This is a genomic window from Streptomyces changanensis, from assembly GCF_024600715.1.
GTDB classification, from domain to species: domain Bacteria; phylum Actinomycetota; class Actinomycetes; order Streptomycetales; family Streptomycetaceae; genus Streptomyces; species Streptomyces changanensis.
On the sequence record NZ_CP102332.1, the window covers coordinates 826833 to 844378 of the forward strand.

16 protein-coding genes are annotated in these 17546 nt (G+C 74.8%); 7 read left to right on the top strand and 9 right to left on the bottom strand.

The window, feature by feature from the left end; translation table 11 throughout:
* Nucleotides 1-7: 7 nt before the first annotated feature.
* Nucleotides 8-1177 carry an elongation factor Tu gene (gene tuf, locus NRO40_RS03560; RefSeq protein ID WP_058941252.1) on the bottom strand — a complete coding sequence of 390 codons (1170 nt, stop codon included), beginning with the start codon at nt 1175-1177 and terminating at the stop codon, nt 8-10.
* A gap of 313 nt (nt 1178-1490) precedes the next feature.
* Between tuf and NRO40_RS03565 the strand changes: the two genes are divergently transcribed.
* The 5 genes from NRO40_RS03565 (at nt 1491) to lnt (ending at nt 5829) form a co-directional block, all read left to right on the top strand.
* Nucleotides 1491-2207 carry a TVP38/TMEM64 family protein gene (locus NRO40_RS03565; RefSeq protein ID WP_058941251.1) on the top strand — a complete coding sequence of 239 codons (717 nt, stop codon included), beginning with the start codon at nt 1491-1493 and terminating at the stop codon, nt 2205-2207.
* A gap of 104 nt (nt 2208-2311) precedes the next feature.
* Nucleotides 2312-3184 (top strand): undecaprenyl-diphosphate phosphatase, encoded by an 873-nt coding sequence (locus NRO40_RS03570; protein ID WP_058941250.1) that lies wholly within the window; start codon nt 2312-2314, stop codon nt 3182-3184.
* 73 nt (nt 3185-3257) lie between these two features.
* Nucleotides 3258-3434: a hypothetical protein gene (locus tag NRO40_RS03575; protein WP_198549289.1), complete on the top strand. Its 177-nt coding sequence runs from the start codon at nt 3258-3260 to the stop codon at nt 3432-3434.
* 428 nt (nt 3435-3862) lie between these two features.
* Nucleotides 3863-4078 (top strand): hypothetical protein, encoded by a 216-nt coding sequence (locus NRO40_RS03580; RefSeq protein WP_058941249.1) that lies wholly within the window; start codon nt 3863-3865, stop codon nt 4076-4078.
* Nucleotides 4079-4245: 167 nt separating this feature from the next.
* Nucleotides 4246-5829 carry an apolipoprotein N-acyltransferase gene (gene lnt, locus NRO40_RS03585; RefSeq protein WP_058941248.1) on the top strand — a complete coding sequence of 528 codons (1584 nt, stop codon included), beginning with the start codon at nt 4246-4248 and terminating at the stop codon, nt 5827-5829.
* Here the strand turns inward: lnt and NRO40_RS03590 are convergent.
* On the bottom strand, nt 5771-6679 hold the full coding sequence (locus NRO40_RS03590) for a Gfo/Idh/MocA family protein (protein WP_058941247.1): 909 nt from the start codon (nt 6677-6679) through the stop codon (nt 5771-5773). The two genes, lnt and NRO40_RS03590, sit on opposite strands and share 59 nt — an antisense overlap.
* A 168-nt stretch (nt 6680-6847) precedes the next feature.
* Between NRO40_RS03590 and NRO40_RS03595 the strand changes: the two genes are divergently transcribed.
* The gene (locus tag NRO40_RS03595; protein ID WP_058941246.1) at nt 6848-7363 is read left to right on the top strand and encodes a DinB family protein; all 516 of its coding nucleotides are present in this window, start codon (nt 6848-6850) and stop codon (nt 7361-7363) included.
* Nucleotides 7364-8358: 995 nt separating this feature from the next.
* Here NRO40_RS03595 and NRO40_RS03600 read toward each other — a convergent pair.
* The 7 genes from NRO40_RS03600 to NRO40_RS03630 form a co-directional block, all read right to left on the bottom strand.
* Nucleotides 8359-8832, bottom strand: coding sequence for a hypothetical protein (locus NRO40_RS03600; RefSeq protein WP_257375325.1), 474 nt, complete (start codon nt 8830-8832; stop codon nt 8359-8361).
* A 414-nt stretch (nt 8833-9246) separates the two neighbouring features.
* Nucleotides 9247-9930, bottom strand: a complete 684-nt coding sequence (gene ung / locus NRO40_RS03605; RefSeq protein WP_058941244.1) for a uracil-DNA glycosylase — start codon at nt 9928-9930, stop codon at nt 9247-9249.
* An 89-nt stretch (nt 9931-10019) separates the two neighbouring features.
* Nucleotides 10020-11597: an ABC transporter substrate-binding protein gene (locus NRO40_RS03610; protein ID WP_058941297.1), complete on the bottom strand. Its 1578-nt coding sequence runs from the start codon at nt 11595-11597 to the stop codon at nt 10020-10022.
* Between the two features lie 120 nt (nt 11598-11717).
* Nucleotides 11718-12485: an SDR family oxidoreductase gene (locus NRO40_RS03615; protein ID WP_058941243.1), complete on the bottom strand. Its 768-nt coding sequence runs from the start codon at nt 12483-12485 to the stop codon at nt 11718-11720.
* Between the two features lie 20 nt (nt 12486-12505).
* A complete protein-coding gene (gene fabG, locus NRO40_RS03620; protein WP_058941242.1) occupies nt 12506-13267 on the bottom strand; it encodes a 3-oxoacyl-ACP reductase FabG in 762 nt (253 codons plus the stop codon).
* Nucleotides 13268-13866: 599 nt separating this feature from the next.
* Nucleotides 13867-14250, bottom strand: coding sequence for a DUF3037 domain-containing protein (locus NRO40_RS03625; protein WP_058941241.1), 384 nt, complete (start codon nt 14248-14250; stop codon nt 13867-13869).
* The gene (locus tag NRO40_RS03630) at nt 14247-15116 is read right to left on the bottom strand and encodes a HipA family kinase (RefSeq protein WP_058941240.1); all 870 of its coding nucleotides are present in this window, start codon (nt 15114-15116) and stop codon (nt 14247-14249) included. The genes NRO40_RS03625 and NRO40_RS03630 overlap by 4 nt, the downstream gene beginning before the upstream one ends.
* 101 nt (nt 15117-15217) lie before the next feature.
* On the opposite strand from NRO40_RS03630, the gene NRO40_RS03635 reads away from it, so the two are divergent.
* A complete protein-coding gene (locus tag NRO40_RS03635) occupies nt 15218-17545 on the top strand; it encodes a S9 family peptidase (protein WP_058941239.1) in 2328 nt (775 codons plus the stop codon).
* The last annotated feature ends 1 nt before the right edge of the window (nt 17546 follow it).

A 17546-nucleotide genomic window follows, 5' to 3' on the forward strand; every position in this document is an offset into this window, starting at 1 on the left:
CGCACCGCTACAGCAGTTCGCTCACGGTGCCCGCGCCGACCGTGCGGCCGCCCTCGCGGACGGCGAAGCCGAGCCCCGGCTCCAGCGGGACGTCCCGCCCGAGCTCGACGGTCATGGTGACCGTCTCGCCGGGGCGGGCGACGCCCGTACCGCCCAGGTCGACGTCGCCGACCACGTCGGCGGTGCGGATGTAGAACTGCGGCCGGTACCCGGTCGTGACGGGGGTGGTGCGGCCGCCCTCGCGGGCCGACAGGACGTACACCCGCGCGGTGAACCGCCGCCGCGGCACGACGCTGCCGGGCCGGGCCACGACGTGCCCGCGGCGGACGGCGTCACGCGGCACGCCGCGCAGGAGCAGCGCGACGTTGTCGCCCGCCTCCGCCCGGTCCATCGGCTTGCCGAAGGTCTCCACGCCGGTGACGACGGTCTCGGTGTCCGCGCCGAGCACCTCGACCCGGTCGCCGACGCGCACGGTGCCGCGCTCGACGGCGCCGGTGACGACCGTGCCCCGCCCGGTGATGGTGAGGACGTTCTCGATCGGCATGAGGAACGGCGCGTCCACGTACCGCTCGGGCGTCGGCACGTACGTGTCGACGGCGTCGAGGAGCGCCTCGATCGAGGCCGTCCACCGCGGGTCGCCCTGCAGGGCGCCGAGCCCGGAGACCCGGACGACGGGGACGGAGTCGCCGCCGTACCCGTGGGCGGTGAGCAGTTCGCGCACCTCCAGCTCGACGAGGTCGGTGAGCTCGTCGTCGCCGGCGTCGGCCTTGTTGAGGGCGACGACGATGTGGTCGACGCCGACCTGGCGAGCGAGCAGGACGTGCTCGGCGGTCTGCGGCATGACGCCGTCGACCGCGGAGACCACGAGGACGGCACCGTCGAGTTGGGCCGCGCCGGTCACCATGTTCTTGACGTAGTCGGCGTGGCCGGGCATGTCGACGTGCGCGTAGTGGCGGGTGTCGGTCTCGTACTCGACGTGCGCCAGGTTGATGGTGATGCCGCGTCGGGCCTCCTCCGGCGCGCGGTCGATCCGGTCGAACGGGACGAAGGCGCCGGCCCCGCGCTCGCTGAGGACCTTGGTGATGGCGGCCGTGAGGGTGGTCTTCCCGTGGTCGACGTGGCCCATGGTGCCGATGTTGAGGTGCGGCTTGGTGCGCACGTACGCCGTCTTGGACATGACGGGGTGGTTCCTCTCCGGAACTCGAAGCGTGGTGGGACCCCTCGGCCTGACCGACCCTCCCCCTGCGGGGTCCGCCGGACGATCCGGGGAGGGTCAGCTTCGGGCGCCGTCCAGGACGATGGCGGCAGCCTTCGGCGCGTCCGCGACTGCGGACGGCGCTGCGAGGAAGGCGTACCGGAACATGGCGACGATCCTGCCCCGGCCGGACCGCCCGCGTCGACGGGTTTTCGGGTGGGGTGCCCCCGGTTCCCGCCGCGGGTGCGGTTCTCGGTCACGGCGATCACGGGGGGCCGTCGGTTACGCTCCCCGGATGCTCCAGACCGCCGTCCGGCCCCCGGCCGGTCCCGCCCCGCGCCGTGCCCGCCTCCTGGTGTCGCCCGGTGCGCGCCTGGCCCTCCTGGTCTGCCTGCTCGCGGGCGGAGCGGCGGCCGTCGTCGCGTACGAGCCGCACCGGCTGCTGGCGGACGGCGGCTGGCCGCCGCAGCTGGGCGTCGCCGGCGCGGCGGTCCTCTTCGGGGTCGCGTACGGCCTGTGCACCGCCGCCTTCGTGCCGAGGCCCGTGTTGAACCTGGCGGCGGGGGCCCTGTTCGGTACGCAGGCCGGGCTGGCGGCGGCCGTCGGCGGGACCGTCCTGGGGGCCGGCATCGCGTTCGCGCTCGGCCGGGCGCTGGGCCGGGACGCGCTGCGCCCGTACCTGCGCGGCCGCTGGCTGGCGGCGGCGGACGGGCAGCTCAGTCGGCACGGCTTCCGCTCGACGCTGGCGATCCGGCTCTTCCCCGGCGTCCCCTTCGCCGCCGCCAACTACTGCGCGGCGATCTCCCGCATGGGTTACCTCCCCTTCCTCGCGGGCACGGGTCTGGGATGCGTACCGAACACTGCGGCCTATGTGGTCGCCGGGGCCCAGGCGGCGTCGCCGACGTCCCCCGCGTTCCTCGCCTCCGCCGGGTTCATCGTCGTGAGCGCGCTGGCCGGTGCGCTGGTCGCCTGGCGCAAGCGGCACCGGTTGCGCGCGGCACCCGCCTCCTGACGCCGCTCCGCGACACCGGATGATCACCGTCCGTTCCTCCTCAGGCGATACGCTGCACCGACCCCAACGACCACACACGTACATTTCGGGACGGCCCTGGCCCCATGAATTGGTTCGAATCGCTCATCCTCGGACTCGTCCAGGGGCTGACGGAGTTCCTCCCGATCTCCTCCAGCGCCCACCTGCGCCTCACCGCCGCCTTCGCCGGCTGGCACGACCCCGGCGCGGCCTTCACGGCGATCACGCAGATCGGCACGGAGGCGGCGGTGCTGATCTACTTCCGCGAGGACATCGGCCGCATCCTGTCCGCCTGGTTCCGCTCGCTGACGGACCGGACGATGCGCTCGGACCACGACGCGCGCATGGGCTGGCTGGTGATCGTCGGCTCGATCCCCATCGGCGTGCTCGGCGTGACCCTCAAGGAGCACATCGAGGGCCCCTTCCGCGACCTGCGGCTGATCGCCACCACCCTGATCGTCATGGGCATCGTGCTCGGCGTGGCCGACCGGCTGGCGGCGCGGGCGCAGGAGGGCGGCAGGCACCGGGCCTCGCCCGGCCCCAAGACGCTGCGGGACCTGGGCGTGAAGGACGGCCTGATCTTCGGAGTGTGCCAGGCGATGGCACTGATCCCCGGGGTCTCCCGGTCGGGCGCGACCATCAGCGGCGGCCTGCTGATGAACTACACCCGCGAGGCGGCCGCCCGGTACTCCTTCCTCCTCGCCATCCCCGCCGTCCTGGCGTCCGGTCTGTTCGAGCTGAAGGCCGTCGGCGAGGGTCACGTCGCCTGGGGACCGACCGTCTTCGCGACCGTGGTGGCCTTCGGCGTGGGCTACGCCGTCATCGCGTGGTTCATGAAGTTCATCACCACGCGGAGCTTCATGCCGTTCGTGGTCTACCGGATAGTGCTGGGTCTGGCGCTGTTCGCGCTGATCTGGCTGGGTGTGCTGACCCCCGACGCGGGTCAGCCGTCGCACTGACCGCGGCGTGGGAATCGTCACGGTGCGTGGCGGGTCACAGCGGATCGTCCGAATGGCCCATTAGTCTGGCGGCATGTCCAAGCCCGTGCCCGACCCCGCCCTGCCCGACGCCGATGCCCTGAACCGCGCCATCCGGGAACTCTGGGCGCGCGCGGACGGACCCCTGTCGGAGGACGAGCAGCGGATCTACCAGGCACTGGTCCTGAAGTGGACCGCCGCCCAACAGGGTGACGTCGACGCTGTCGCCTGACCGCGGACACCACCGGCCCGCGGTACCGCCGCACTGCGGTACCGCGGGCCGTGAAGAGGAGGGGGGCCGCCGGTAGGGGGGGTGACCGGCGGCCCGGGTCCCGGGGGTTCTCCGGCCCGGAATCCTTACCCATGAGGGTGCCGTGTGCCGGGCCGGCCGCGGGAGGGCGCACGGCGCGGAAGTGCGCGTACGCGGTTCACACGGGGTGTGAACCGCGCCGGCGCCCGCCTGCCTGACCGCCGCGCCTCCCCGGCCGGTGCACCACCCCCACCGGTGCCCGCCGCCCCGCGGCCCGTACCTCCGACCGGTGCGCGCCGCGCCGGTCCGCCGGCCCCGCGCCCTCGCGCCCCCGACCGGTGCGCGCCCCGCCGGTCCCGGTCCGCTCCCGGCCGGCTGCGATCAAGCCGGGTCCGGCGCATCCTGGGGCTGTGCCCCCACAGGCCCCGATCGTCGTGCACCGTCCGACCCCGAGCGGCGGGCGACGCGTCACCGTGCGCGGCCGGATCCTCGGTCTGGCGCACAACGACGCCGACCTGCTGGAGTTCCTACGGCGCGCGGGGCTGGACGAACCCGACGTCGACCTTGACGACCCGCGGATGGTGGAGTGGCGGGGCGGCCGCGCCCACCAGTGGGAGGCGGCCTGACGGGGCCGCCCACTCCCTGCTCCTCCCCCGTCGGGTGCTCCGGCCCGGGCGCTCCGGGCTCGGGGCTCTCCTGTCGGGGGCGCGCCCTGCCCGGCGCTCTGGTCCCGGACTGATCTCCTCCGCCACACTGGAGTCCTGGTTCCCCACTCCGGGCGAGGAGGCGCGAGATGCGGTTGCCGACCGGAGACGGCGCAGTGGCCGTGCGCACGCCGCCGTCACGACGGCGGAGGTGGGGGCGCGGGGTGGCCGCGCTGGCCGCGGGCGCGCTGCCCGCGCTCGCCTTCCCGGCGCCCTCGCTGTGGTGGTGGGCGTACGGGGCACTGGTGCCGTGGCTCCTGCTCCTCCGGACGGCCCCGAGCGGGCGGCGCGCGGCCCTCGACGGGTGGCTCGGCGGCGCGGGGTTCGTGCTGGCCGTGCACCACTGGCTCGTACCGAGCCTGCACGTCTTCATCCTGGCGCTCGCCGCGCTGCTGGCGCTGCTGTGGGCGCCGTGGGGCCTGCTCGCGTGGTGGGCGCTGCGCCGGGCGGAGCACTCTCCAGGCCGGTCGGTCGCCGCGTGTGCGGTGGTGCCGTCCGGCTGGCTCATGGTCGAGATGGTGCGGTCGTGGGAGGGCCTCGGCGGGCCGTGGGGGCTGCTGGGCGCCAGCCAGTGGGAGGTCGCGCCGGCGCTGCGGGTGGCCGCGCTCGGCGGGGTGTGGCTCGTGACGCTGCTGGTGGTGGCGGTCAACACCGCGGTGGCCCTGCTCGTGGCGGTGCCCTCCGTACGGGGCCCGGCCGTGGCGGCGCTGGTGGTGTGCGCGGTCACCGTGGGCTCGGTGTGGGCCTGGCTGGAGGCACCCGCGCCGGTGGGGCGTGCGCGGATCGGGGTGGTCCAGCCGGGTGTGGTCGACGGGCCGGGCGGACCCGAGCGGCGGTTCGCGCGGGAGGAGGCGCTGACCCGGACCCTGGCCGGGCGGGACGTGGACCTGGTGGTGTGGGGCGAGAGCAGCGTGGGCGCCGACCTGTCGGCTCGGGCGGACCTCGCCGCCCGTCTCGCGGCGCTGTCGCGGCACGTGGACGCCGAGCTCCTGGTGAACGTCGACGCCCGCCGCTCCGACCTGCCGGGCATCTACAAGAGCAGCGTCCTGGTGGGACCGGACGGCCCCACCGGCGACCGGTACGACAAGATGCGGCTGGTGCCGTTCGGCGAGTACGTGCCCCTGCGGTCGGTGCTGGGATGGGCGACGTCGGTCGGCCGGGCCGCGGACGAGGACCGGCGGCGGGGTGCGGAGCAGGTCGTGATGACGGTCGCGGCGGGTTCCGGGCCGGGCCTGGCGGTGGGCCCGCTGGTCTGCTTCGAGTCGGCGTTCCCCGACATGAGCCGGCACCTGGCGCGGGCGGGCGCCGAGGTGCTCGTGGCCCAGTCGGCGACGTCGACGTTCCAGGAGAGCTGGGCGCCGGAGCAGCACGCGTCGCTGGCCGCGCTGCGCGCGGCGGAGACGGGCCGGCCGGTGGTGCACGCCACGCTGACCGGTGTGAGCGCGGTGTACGGCCCGGACGGCGCGCGGATCGGCGCCCCGCTCGGTACGGACCGCAGCGCCGCCGCCGTCCACGACGTGCCGCTGGCCACCGGGACGACACCGTACGTACGGTTCGGGGACTGGCCGCTGTGGGCGGCGGGGGCCGTCCTGGCGGGCGCCGCCCTGGGGGCCGTCAGGCGGCGGTCTGCTCCACGACCGCCCGGACCACCCGCTCGCACAGCTCGTGGGTGAGCAGGGCGTCGTGGGCGTCGAGCGTCCTTCCGGCCCGGACGGCGTCCAGGAAGGTCAGCACGACCTGCTCGATGCCGCGCTGCCGGGCGACCGGCACCCAGTCGCCGCGCCGCCGCACGGACGGCTGCCCCTTGTGGTCGACGACCTCGGCCAGGTTGAGGACCTGCCGCTTGGTGTCCTGCCCCGAGACCTCCAGGACCTCCTCGGTGGAACCGCTCATCCGGTTCATCAGGCCGATGGCGGTGAAGCCCTCGCCGGAGAGCTGGAGCACGACGTGGTGCAGGAGGCCGTCGCGGACGCGGGCGCGCACGTCGGTGTGCTCGACCGGCCCCGGGAGCAGGAACCGCAGGGTGTCGACGACGTGGATGAAGTCGTCGAGGACGAACGTGCGCGGGTCCTCGGGGAGGCCGACGCGGTTCTTCTGCATGACGACCAGGTCGCGCGGGTGGTCGGCACACTGGGTGTAGGCGGGGGCGTGGCGCCGGTTGAAGCCGACGGCGAGGGAGACGCCGCGCCGGTCGGCGAGGTCCACGAGGCGGCGCGACGCGTCGAGTTCGTAGGCGAGGGGCTTGTCGACGTACGTGGGGACGCCCGCCTCCAGCAGCCGCGTGACGATCTCCGGGTGCGCGGCGGTCGGGGCGTGGACGAACGCCGCGTCCAGCCCGGCGGCGAGCAGCCCGTCGAGGTCCGTGTGACGGCGGTCCGCGGGTACGTGGTGCGTGTCCCCCACCCGCTCCAGGGTGGCCGGGGTGCGGGTCTGGAGGTGCAGTTCGGCACCGGGCACCGTGGTGAGCACCGGGAGGTAGGCCTTTCGCGCGATGTCGCCGAGTCCGATGCAGCCGACCCTCACGGGGGTCTCCTCTCACGTGGTGGCGTCCGACCCGGGCAGCATACGTGCGCGTGCGGGACGATCCTCCGGCGGCCGTGACGGCCCGTCGAGGGCGGTCGCCGGCCGGGCGCCACCACCCCGTCGGGGGACGGCCGTTGGACGGGCCGGATCCGGGGCAGGATGCGGGACATGACAACCGATGAACGGGAAAGGCCCGACGGCTTGGCCGGCGAGCGGGAGATGCTGGAGGGCTGGCTCGAGTTCCATCGCGCCACGCTCGCCGCGAAGTGCGCGGGACTGGACGGCAAACAGCTGCGGGAGACCTCCGTACCGCCCTCCGACCTGTCGCTGCTCGGCCTCGTCCGCCACCTGGCGGAGGTGGAGCGCGGCTGGTTCCGCCGGGTGCTGGCAGGCGAGGACGTGCCGCACATCTACTGCACCGAGGCCGACCCGGACGGCGACTGGCACCCGGCCGAGGACGACACCTGGGAGGAGGCGTACGCCACCTGGCAGGGCGAGATCGCCCGCGCCAGGGAGCTGGCGGCCGCGACACCGTCCCTCGACGCCGTGGGCGCGAAGCGGCACCGCACCGGTACCGCGCACAACCTGCGCTGGATCTACACCCACATGATCGAGGAGTACGCCCGTCACAACGGGCACGCCGACCTGATCCGCGAGCGGATCGACGGCGCTGCCGGCGAGTGACCGGCTCGGCACCGGGCGGGCGGACCTGTGCGTCACGGACGGACGGCCGGCTCGGCACCGGGGCGGGCGGACCTGTGGGGCGCAGACGGACGGCCGGCTCGGCACCGGGGCGGGCGGACCTGTGGGGCGCAGACGGACGGCCGGCTCGGCACCGGGGCGGGCGGATCTGTGGGGCGCAGGCGGGCGGCCGGCTCGACGTCGGGGCGGGCAGACCGGTGACCGGCGCCGCGCCCGGGGGGGGCGACCCGTCGGGGCACCCGTGGCAGGAGACCCGTCGGTGCGGAGGCGGTCCGGCGTCGACCGTCCGGGCGGCGTTCACTCGTGTGGGCCATAACCGCCGGTAGCGGGGTGCGCCCCCGAGCGGCGGCCCCCACAGTGGCCCGGTGCGAGGACGAGGAAGGCGTACGGGGACGTCGGGGGCCGGGCCGGGAGTCGAGGCGGGTGCGGGAGCGACGGCGGTCGGGGTGGGCGCGGGCGGAGGCGGCGGGCCCGGCGGCGCGTCGACGCTCCGGGCCCGGGTCCTGCTCGGCGTGGCGGTGGCGGTGACGGCCGTGTCCGGCTGCGTGTCGGTGGCGCCGCCGCCCGGCCCGGCGCACGTGCCCGCCGCCGGGCATCCGACACGGGACCCGGAACCACTCGTCGTCGAGGCCCCGGCCCGCGAGGCCCTGGAGAGCACCGGCCCGGTACCCCGGCCGGCCGCCCGTCCGGCCCCGTCCGGCCCGCCCCGGCCGTGGACCGCGCAGCGGCGGACGGAGGGGGCGGCCCGCCCCGGCGCGCCGCGCGGCGGGGCCGGGACGGAGCGCGCGGGGCCGGGGCACCGGAAGCGTGCCGGCGTACCCGTGCGCGCGGTCCTCCCGGTGCCCCTGCCCGTGCGCACCGCGGTCAGGGTGCCGGACGCGTGTGGCCTGGCGGAGCGGTACGGTGCGTGGCGGCCCGGCGGGCAGGAGGCCCGCAGGTGCCGGGAGACCGCCCGGCGCTGACGGGGCGCCGGCCGGTCAGCACTCGCGCAGGCGGCGGTCGAGCCGGTCCATGGCGGCCCGCACGCCCTCTCCGTACCGGTCGTCGGCGAGGACGTGGGAGGCGGCGCGGGCCCGGTCGAGGTGGACGCGGGCGTCCTCCGGCCGCCGCAGCCTCAGGTAGTCGGCGGCGAGGTTGACGTGCAGCGATGGGTAGAGGCACCGCAGGGCGGCGGCCGTGCCGTGCGGCGCGGGCGCCCCGTCGATCCGCTCGGCCGCGGTCAGCGCCCGCAGATCCCAGGCGAGTTCGGCGTCCGGGTCGTCCTGCGCGTCCGCCATGTAGTGGGCCAGGGTGCAGCGGTGCAGCGGGTCGCCGTCCGCGCCGATCCGCGCCCACAGGTCCTGGAAGCGGTTGCGGGCCTCCTCGCGGTCTCCCCCGTGCAGCAGCATCGTCGCCTGGCCGATGCTGGTCATGACCGCGTCGTCGGACGCGCCCTGCCGCTGGTCCGCCATGTGGCCGGCCTCCCTCGTCGTCGTACCACGACGCTAACCGGCGCCCGGCCCGACGGCCGTCACGCGCAGCCGTCGGTACGTCACGTGGCGGTGCCGGGGAGGGCCCGACGGAGGGGGCAGCGGGGGCGGCGCGGTCGCCCGGCGACGGACCTCCGGGCACGGCCCGCCTCCGCTCTGCCGCCGCCGAGGGGTGCCGCCCGCCACGACCGGCGGCAGCGCCGGCCCGCCCGCCCCGTGCGGGGCCCCCGCCCGTCTCGCGCCGGGTCCCCGGACCGGGGAACGCGAGGGGGCCGGGGCAGGCGGTAGGCCGGAGTGAGCGGCGGGCCGGGGTAGCGGTGGGCCCGGGAACGCGTGGGGCCGGAATACGCGGGCCCCGCGGTCGGAGGGGGCGACGGGGCGGCCCGCCCCGCGCGGTCAGCCGAGGTTCGGGATGCGCCAGTCGACGGGGTCGTGCCCCTGCTCGGCGATGGCCTTGTTGATCTGCGTGAAGGGGCGGGAGCCGAAGAACTTCTTCGCGGAGAGCGGCGAGGGGTGGGCGCCCTTCACCACGGCGTGCCGCGTCTCGTCGATGAGCGGCAGCTTCTTCTGGGCGTAGTTGCCCCACAGGACGAAGACGGCCGGGTCGGGGCGGGAGGCGACGGCCTTGATGACGGCGTCGGTGAACTGCTCCCAGCCCTTGCCCTTGTGGGAGTTGGCCTCGCCGGCGCGGACGGTGAGCACCGCGTTCAGCAGGAGGACGCCCTGCTCGGCCCACGGCATGAGGTAGCCGTTGTCCGGGACCGGGTGGCCGAGCTCCTCCTGCATCTCCTTGTAGATGTTCCGCAGGGACGGGGGGGTCCTGACGCCCGGCCGCACCGAGAAGCACAGGCCGTGCCCCTGGCCCTCCCCGTGGTACGGGTCCTGCCCGAGGATGAGGACCTTGACCTTGTCGTACGGGGTGGCGTCGAGCGCGGCGAACACCTCCTCGCGCGGCGGGTAGACCGGCCCCTTGGCCCGCTCCTCCTCGACGAACTCGGTGAGCTGCGCGAAGTACGGCTTCTGCAGCTCGTCTCCGAGGACGCCGCGCCAGGACTCGGGCAGCATGGCGGTGTCGGTCACGTCAACAACCTCCGGTGTGGGATCGCTTGGCCACCACAGAACCTACCTGCGGCCACTGACAACCGATCCCCCACCTCCTCGGGCGGCCCTCACCAGCTGGTCTTGCGGTGCAACTCCCACATCTGCATGACCGTCTGCGGGTCGAGGGCGCGCTCGCCGCCGCCGATCTCCTCGCTGGCCGCGACGTACAGCTTGCCCTGCCAGAGCGGCAGGAGCCGGACGTCCTCGACGAGGATCTGCTGCGCGCGCTCGAACTGGGTGGTGACCGCGGCGCGGTCGCTCTTGCGGCGCGACTCGGGCAGCAGCTGGTCGGTGATCTCCGGCTGCTCGTAGGGCGCATTGTGGACGTTCTCCTTGCCGACGAACGGCGCGATGAAGTTGTCCGGGTCCGGGAAGTCGGGGAACCAGCCGCGGCCGAAGACCGGGTAGTCGCCCTTCTGGTACGCCTCCTGGAACTCCTTCCACGGCTTGCCGACGAGGGTCACCTCGAAGAGGCCGGACGCCTCCAGCTGGCGCTTGATCTCGGCGAACTCGGCGGCCGTCGAGGAGCCGTAGCGGTCCGTGGCGTACCCGAAGGTCAGCTTCACCGGCTCGTCGATGCCGGCCTTGCGCAGGATCTTCCGCGCCTTGTCGACGCTCGGGTCGCCGTACTGGTCGAAGAAGAGGGTGGTGTGCCCGGCGATGCCCTTGGGGACCATCGAGTACAGCGGCTCGGCGGTGCCCCGGTAGGCCTTGGCGACGAGCGCGCCGCGGTCGATGAGCTGGGCGACGGCCTTGCGGACGGCGGGCTTGCCGGCCTGCGGGTCCTGGGGGTCGAAGACCAGGTAGTGGATGGTGGCGCCGGTCGACTCGACGACCTGGAGGCCCTCGTTCTCGGGCTTCTTCTCGCTCAGGTCGACGACCTCCTCGGCGGTCAGGCCGCGGTAGGTGGCGTCGATCTCCTTCTTCTTCAGCGCGGCGACCATCGCCTCGGAGTCACCGAAGTAGCGGATCGTGACGGCGTCGTTCTTGCGGTCGGCGTACCCCTTGTAGCTGGGGTTCTTGACCAGTGCCGCCTCCCGGCCCTCGGTGTAGTTCTCCAGCGTGTAGGGGCCCGAGCCGACGACCTTGCCGTCGGTGCGGAGCTCGCCCGCCGGGTACGAGGCCGGCTCGACGATCGACATGGCCGGGGTCGCGAGGACGAACGGGAAGGTGGCGTCCGACTCCTTCAGCCGGAAGATCACCGTCTTGTCGCCGCTGGTCTCGATCCGTTCGAGCGAGCCCAACAGGCCGCTCGGGCCGCCGTCGGCGTTGATCGTGCGGATCCGCTCGATGGAGTGCTTGACGGCGGCGGCGTCGAGTTTCGCGCCGGACGAGAACGTCAGCCCGTCGCGCAGGTCGCACTGGTAGACCTTGCTGACGGTGTCGGAGAACTTGCAGTCCGCGGCGTCCGGCTGGGGCGTCGTGCTTCCGGTCGGAAAGCTCAGCAGGGTCTGGAAGACGTTCCGGTACAACTCCCACGAGCTGTCCCAGGCGGCAGCGGGGTCGAGGGTGGTCGGAGAACTCGTCGTGCCCACGACGATCTTGTTTTCCGCCTCGGCCTCATCGTCCCCGAAGAGACTGCATCCCGCGAGCAGGGATATGGACGCAAGGGCTGCAGCCACCTGCAGACTGGTCCGGTTGAACACGTGCACACGCTCCTCGTTCAGCCACGGTCGGCCGACCATACCGCAGCGCCCCGCCAGGTCAATCGGGGAGGACCGGCGGGGCACTTGAGGCGTTAGACGGCCAATCGGGCGCAATTCGCCTCAGCCGACTCCGGCATTGAGGAAAATTCCCCCATCGATCATGAGGGTCTGTCCGGTGATCCACTCGGATTGGCCGGATGTCAGGAATGCGGCGGCCCCGCCGATATCCGCGGGGGTGCCCAGCCGGCCGAGCGGATAGGCCGCCGTGACCTCCTCCTCGCGGCCCTCGTAGAGCGCCTGCGCGAATTTCGTTTTCACAACGGCCGGGGCGATGGCGTTGACCCGGACAATAGGGGCGAATTCATGGGCGAGCTGGAGCGTCAGATTGATCATGGCCGCTTTGCTCATGCCGTACGCGCCGACGAACGGCGAGGCGCCGACACCGGCGACCGACGCGATGTTCACGATCGACCCGCCGTTCTCCCGCTGCCACGCCTTCCAGGTCTGCTGGGCGAAGCCGAGCGCCGAGATGACGTTGGTCTCGTAGACCTTGCGCGCGACGGCGAGGTCGAGGTCGGCCATGGGACCGAAGACGGGGTTGGTCCCGGCGTTGTTGACCAGGTGGTCCACCCGGCCGAAGGCCTCCATGGTCCGCTCCACCGCGTGCGCCTGGTGTGCCTCGTCGTGGGCCTTGCCCGCGACGTACACGGCCCGGTCGGGCCCCAGGCGCTCGACGGCCTCCTTGAGGGCGTCCTCGCCGCGGCCCGTGATGCAGACCCGGTCGCCGCGGGCGACGAGGGCCTCCGCGATGCCGTAGCCGATGCCCCGGCTGGCGCCGGTGACGAGCGCGACCCGGCCGGACGGCTCGGGCAGTTCCCTGGCGTTCATGTCGTCGTCCGTCCTTCGCGTCAGTTGAGGGGGCCGCCGGCCACGTACAGCACCTGGCCGGAGACGAAGCCGGCGTCGTCACCGGTGAAGAACGCGATGGCGTTCGCGACGTCCTCGGGGCGGCCCACGCGCTGGACGGGGATCTGGGTCGCGGCGGCGGCCTGGAACTCCTCGAAGCCCATGCCCACGCGGGTGGCGGTCTGCGCGGTCATCTCGGTCACGATGAAGCCGGGGGCGACGGCGTTGGCCGTGATGCCGAACTTGCCGAGCTCCTTGGCCAGGGTCTTGGTGAAGCCCTGGAGACCGGCCTTGACGGCGGCGTAGTTGGCCTGGCCGCGGTTGCCGAGCGCGGAGGACGAGGAGAGGCTGACGATCCGGCCGAAGCCCGCGTCGACCATGTGCTTCTGGCACGCCTTGGCCATCAGGAACGCGCCCTTGAGGTGGACGTTCACCACCGTGTCCCAGTCGGACTCGGACATCTTGAACAGCAGGTTGTCGCGGAGGACGCCTGCGTTGTTGACGAGGACCGTCGGCGCACCGAGCTCGTCGGCGACGCGGGCGACGGCCGCCTCCACCTGGGCGGCGTCGGAGACGTCGCAACCGACGGCGAGCGCCCGGCCGCCGGCGGCGGTGACGGCGTCGACGGTGTCCTTGCAGGCGGCCTCGTCGAGGTCGAGGACGGCGACGGCGCGCCCCTGGGCCGCGAGCCGTACGGCGGTGGCCGCGCCGATGCCGCGCGCCCCTCCGGTCACGACGGCCACGCGCTGCTGGGTGGTGGACATGCTGGTTCTCCTCGCCCTTGAGTCCCTGGGGTCGTCGCCCTCCCGCAGTCCGCGGAAGCGGTGAGCGACCGCTTAGTACCTTCAGCTGGACGAGACGCTAGAAGCCCTGGCACCCGGTGTCAACGGCCCACGGGCGGGTGCGGAGGACGCGCCGCCGGAGCGGGCCGCCCGGTGGGGGGCGGTCGGAGCCGGTCCCTGGGGTGTCCGCGGCGGCCCCCCGGGGCGTCGGGCGGGGCTCGGGGGGGCAGCCCGACGGGGGCCTCGGGGTGCCCGGTGGGGGCCTCGGGACGTCCCCGGGCGGCTGGGACGTCCAGGGCGGCCGGGAGTCCGGCGACGGCCCCGTGTGCGGCTGGGCGCCGGTTCAGGGGCGCCCCGGCGGCGACTCGGGGCGCAGGGCCGGCCCCGGGGGCAGCAAAAGGTCTCCCGGGGCATCCGGCGACGGTCCTCCGGGCGGCCCGGGGCCTGGGGCAACCGGAGGCTCGCGGCGCATCCGGCGGCCGTCCCGGACGCCCACCACGGCGCGTCGGGGCGTCCGCCTCACGGGCCCGGGGTGTTTCCGCAGGCCGTCGCCGGACGCCCCCGCTGACGGCGGTCGCGCGTCAGCGGACGAGCAGGTCGAGCAGCCGCTCGACCTCGGCCTCCGGGTCGGCGGTCAGGCCGGTGTGCACGGGTCCCGGCTGGACGACCGTGGAGCGCGGGGCGACCAGCCAGCGGAAGCGGCGACCCGCGTCGTCGCGCGCGGCCTGCCCGGCGTGGTCCCCTCCCCGGCACACGCCCTCCACCGCGCGCAGGGCGGCCCGTACACCGGCGACGTCGGCCCGGGGATCGAGCGCCGCGAGCCTGGCCTCGTCCAGGTGCGTCCGCGCCGCGACGAAGGACCGGGCACGGCAGTAGACCACCACACCCGCGTTGAAGCACTCGCCGCGCTCGACGCGCGGCACGACGCGCAGCAGCGCGTACTCGAAGACGTCCCTCCGGGTCACTCGCCGCCGTCCTTCTGGTGCTCGCTCCGGACGGCCCCGCCGCCGGTGGTGTGGGGCCACGGGGTGGCGTGCTCGGTGAGCCAGCCGGGCGGCTGGGCTTTGCGCTCGGTGCGCCGACCGAGGGTGACGCGCTCGTGGATGGTCGCGGCACGCGGCAGGAGCGCCTCCACGTAGGCGCGGCGGACGGCGTCGGGCCCGTCGAAGCCGGGCTCGTCGACCAGCCACTCGTCGGGCACGTCGGCGGCCACCTCCGTCAACAGCCCCTCGGTGACGCGGGGCGCCAGCTCGGCGGCAGCGGCGGCGACGTCGGGGCCGTAGGGCGCGAGGACGTGGTCGGAGGCGTCGTACGGCTTGGCGGCGGACGCCTGGGCCCCGGGCCAGTTGTGGTGCCAGATCATGGTGGCGCCGTGGTCGATGAGCCACGGTTCGCCGTGCCAGACGAGCATGTTGGGATTCCGCCAGGACCGGTCGACGTTGTTGATGAGCGCGTCGAACCAGACGACGCGGCCCGCCTCGACCGGGTCCATCTCGTAGGCGAGCGGGTCGAAGCCGAGGGAGCCGGGGAGGTAGTCCATCCCGAGGTTGAGGCCGCCGCTCGCCTTGAGCAGCTCCTGCACCTCCTGGTCGGGCTCGCCCAGGCCGATCACCGGGTCCAGCTGGATGGTGACCAGGTCGGGGACGCGCAGGCCGAGGCGCTGGCCGAGCCGGCCGCAGATCACCTCGGCGACCAGCGTCTTGCGCCCCTGCCCGGCGCCGGTGAACTTCATGACGTACGTGCCGAGATCGTCGGCCTCGACGATCCCGGGGAGCGATCCGCCCTCGCGCAAGGGCGTGACGTAGCGGATCGCTGTGACTTCGGAAAGCATCCCCCCAGGCTACGTGGCCGCCCGGGCGTCATCGATCGGGTTTTCCACAGGCGGCGCCGCTCGCCGCCGCGGCCGTCGGCACCCCCTGGCATGCTGCGACCATGACCGAGACCACTGCTGCGGCCCCTCTCCCGGCCTTACCCGACTTCCCCCGTGCGTTCGCCCGTACCCGCCGTTTCTCCCTGGGGGTGCCCGGCCACTTCACGGTCTCGCCCGACGGCGAGCGGGTGCTGTTCGTCCGCACCGGTTCGGGCACCGATCCGGTCGGCCGCCTGTGGCTGTACGAGGACGGTGGGGAACGGCTCCTGGCCGACCCGGCGGGGCTGGGCGGGCCGGGCGAGGACGCCCTTCCGGAGGAGGAGCGGGTCCGCCGCGAGCGGGCCCGCGTCCTGTCGTCGGGCGTCGTCGGGTACGCCGCGGACCGCGGGGTCCGCCTGGCGGTCTTCGCGGTCGGCGGGGCGCTGTGGGCGGTCCGGACCCGGGGCGGTGCTCCCTGGCGGATCCCGACGGCGGGCCCCGTCGTGGACCCGCGCCCCTCCCCCGACGGGTCGTTGGTGGCGTACGTGACGGGCGGCGCGGTGCGCGTGGTGGCGGTGGACGGCGGCGGGGACCGGGCGCTCGCCGAGCCGGAGTCCGCCGATGTCGTGTACGGCCTGGCCGACCACGTGTCGGCCGAGTCGATCGGGCGGACGCGCGGCTTCTGGTGGTCCCCGGCGGGAGACGCCCTCCTGGTGGCGCGCGTCGACCACGCGCCGGTGGCCCGCTGGTACCTCGCCGACCCGGCGGACCCGGCGACGGCGCCGCGCGTGCTGCGCTATCCGGCGGCCGGCACCGCGAACCCGGTGGTGACGCTGCACGTCCTGCGTCTCGACGGCGGCCGCGCGGCGCTGCGGACGCCCGCCGGGGCCGACGCGGGCGGGCACCCCGCGGGCGCCTGGACGGACCGGCGGTTCGAGTACGTGACCGCCGCCGGCTGGGACGCCCACGGTCCGTACGCCCAGCTCCAGACGCGTGACCAGCGCACCGCGCGGTGGTTCGGCGCCGACCCGGAGACGGGAGACGTACGGCCGCTGCACGTGCTGCGGGACGACGCGTGGGTGGCCCTCACCCCGGGCGCGCCGCTGCGTACCGTGTCCGGCACCCCCGTCGTGGCCGACGTCCGGGACGACGTGCGCGGCATACGCGTCGGCGACGCCCCGTCGCCGCCCGGCCTCCAGGTCCGCGAGGTGCTGGGGGCGGTCGGTGAGCGGGTGTACTTCACGGCGAGCGAGGAGCCGACGGAGACGCACGTGTGGGTGTACGAGGGGGCGGACGACCCGGCGGACGGCGGTCCGGGCGGCGACGGGGCGGGCGATCCGGCGGCGGGCGGGGCGGGCGGCGACGGGGCGGGCGGGCGTACGGGGGCCGGGGCCGGGGCCGGCGCCGCCTCCCGTGCTGGTACCGCCTCCCGTGCCGAGGCCGGCTCCTGTCCCGGTGCCGGTTTCCGTCCCGGTGCCGGTTTCCGTCGGGTGAGCGACCGGCCGGGCGTGCACACGGCCGCGGTCGGCGGCGGCACCGTGGTGCTCGACAGCCTGACCCCGGACGGCCGATCGGTGACGGTACTGCGCGACGGTGCGCCGGCGGGCCGGATCGCCGTCCTCGCCGAGGGGCCACCGGTCCGCCCCCGGGCCGCCCGCCTGTCGCTGGGGGCCCGCGCACTCCGCGCCCACCTGCACCTGCCGTCCTGGTACGACGCCGCGTCCGGGGAGCGGCTGCCGGTCCTGCTCAGCCCGTACGGCGGTCCCGGGATGCAGCTGGCGGTGTGCGGGCACGGATGGTGGAGCGCCGTCGCCCAATGGTTCGCCGAGCAGGGCTTCGCCGTGCTGGTGGCGGACGGGCGCGGCACGCCGGGGCGGGGCCGCGCCTGGGAGGTCGCGGTGCGCGGTGACCGGTTGGGCCCGGCGCTGGAGGACCAGGTCGACGCGCTGCACGCGGCGGCTGAGCGCTACCCGGGGCTGGACCTGCGGCGGGTGGCGGTACGGGGGTGGTCGTACGGCGGTTACCTGGCGATCGGGGCCGTCCTGCGCCGTCCCGACGTGTTCCACGCCGCGGTGGCGGGCGCCGCGCCGACGGACCGGCGGCTGTACGACACGCACTGGGAGGAGCGGTTCCTCGGCCATCCCGACGTCGAGCCGGAGAACTACGTCCGGTCGTCCCTGCTGACGGAGGCGCACCGGCTGACCCGGCCCCTGATGCTGGTGCACGGCCTGGCCGACGACAACGTGGTCGCCGCCCACACGCTGCGGCTCTCCGCCGCGCTGCTCTCCGCCGGACGGCCGCACACCGTGCTGCCCCTGCCGGGCGTGACGCACGCGGTGACGCGGGAGGAGGTGGTGAGCAACCAGCTGCGGTTGGAGCTGGACTTCCTGAGGTCGTCGCTGGGGAGGTGAA

Bases quoted from the DNA above. Each gene is read 5' to 3' on its own strand.
- tuf (WP_058941252.1), bottom strand. From the start codon at position 1,177: ATGTCCAAGACGGCGTACGTGCGCACCAAGCCGCACCTCAACATCGGC.
- NRO40_RS03565 (WP_058941251.1), top strand. From the start codon at position 1,491: ATGCTCCAGACCGCCGTCCGGCCCCCGGCCGGTCCCGCCCCGCGCCGT.
- NRO40_RS03570 (WP_058941250.1), top strand. From the start codon at position 2,312: ATGAATTGGTTCGAATCGCTCATCCTCGGACTCGTCCAGGGGCTGACG.
- NRO40_RS03575 (WP_198549289.1), top strand. From the start codon at position 3,258: ATGTCCAAGCCCGTGCCCGACCCCGCCCTGCCCGACGCCGATGCCCTG.
- lnt (WP_058941248.1), top strand. From the start codon at position 4,246: ATGCGGTTGCCGACCGGAGACGGCGCAGTGGCCGTGCGCACGCCGCCG.
- NRO40_RS03595 (WP_058941246.1), top strand. From the start codon at position 6,848: ATGACAACCGATGAACGGGAAAGGCCCGACGGCTTGGCCGGCGAGCGG.
- NRO40_RS03600 (WP_257375325.1), bottom strand. From the start codon at position 8,832: ATGGCGGACCAGCGGCAGGGCGCGTCCGACGACGCGGTCATGACCAGC.
- NRO40_RS03615 (WP_058941243.1), bottom strand. From the start codon at position 12,485: ATGAACGCCAGGGAACTGCCCGAGCCGTCCGGCCGGGTCGCGCTCGTC.
- fabG (WP_058941242.1), bottom strand. From the start codon at position 13,267: ATGTCCACCACCCAGCAGCGCGTGGCCGTCGTGACCGGAGGGGCGCGC.
- NRO40_RS03630 (WP_058941240.1), bottom strand. From the start codon at position 15,116: ATGCTTTCCGAAGTCACAGCGATCCGCTACGTCACGCCCTTGCGCGAG.
- NRO40_RS03635 (WP_058941239.1), top strand. From the start codon at position 15,218: ATGACCGAGACCACTGCTGCGGCCCCTCTCCCGGCCTTACCCGACTTC.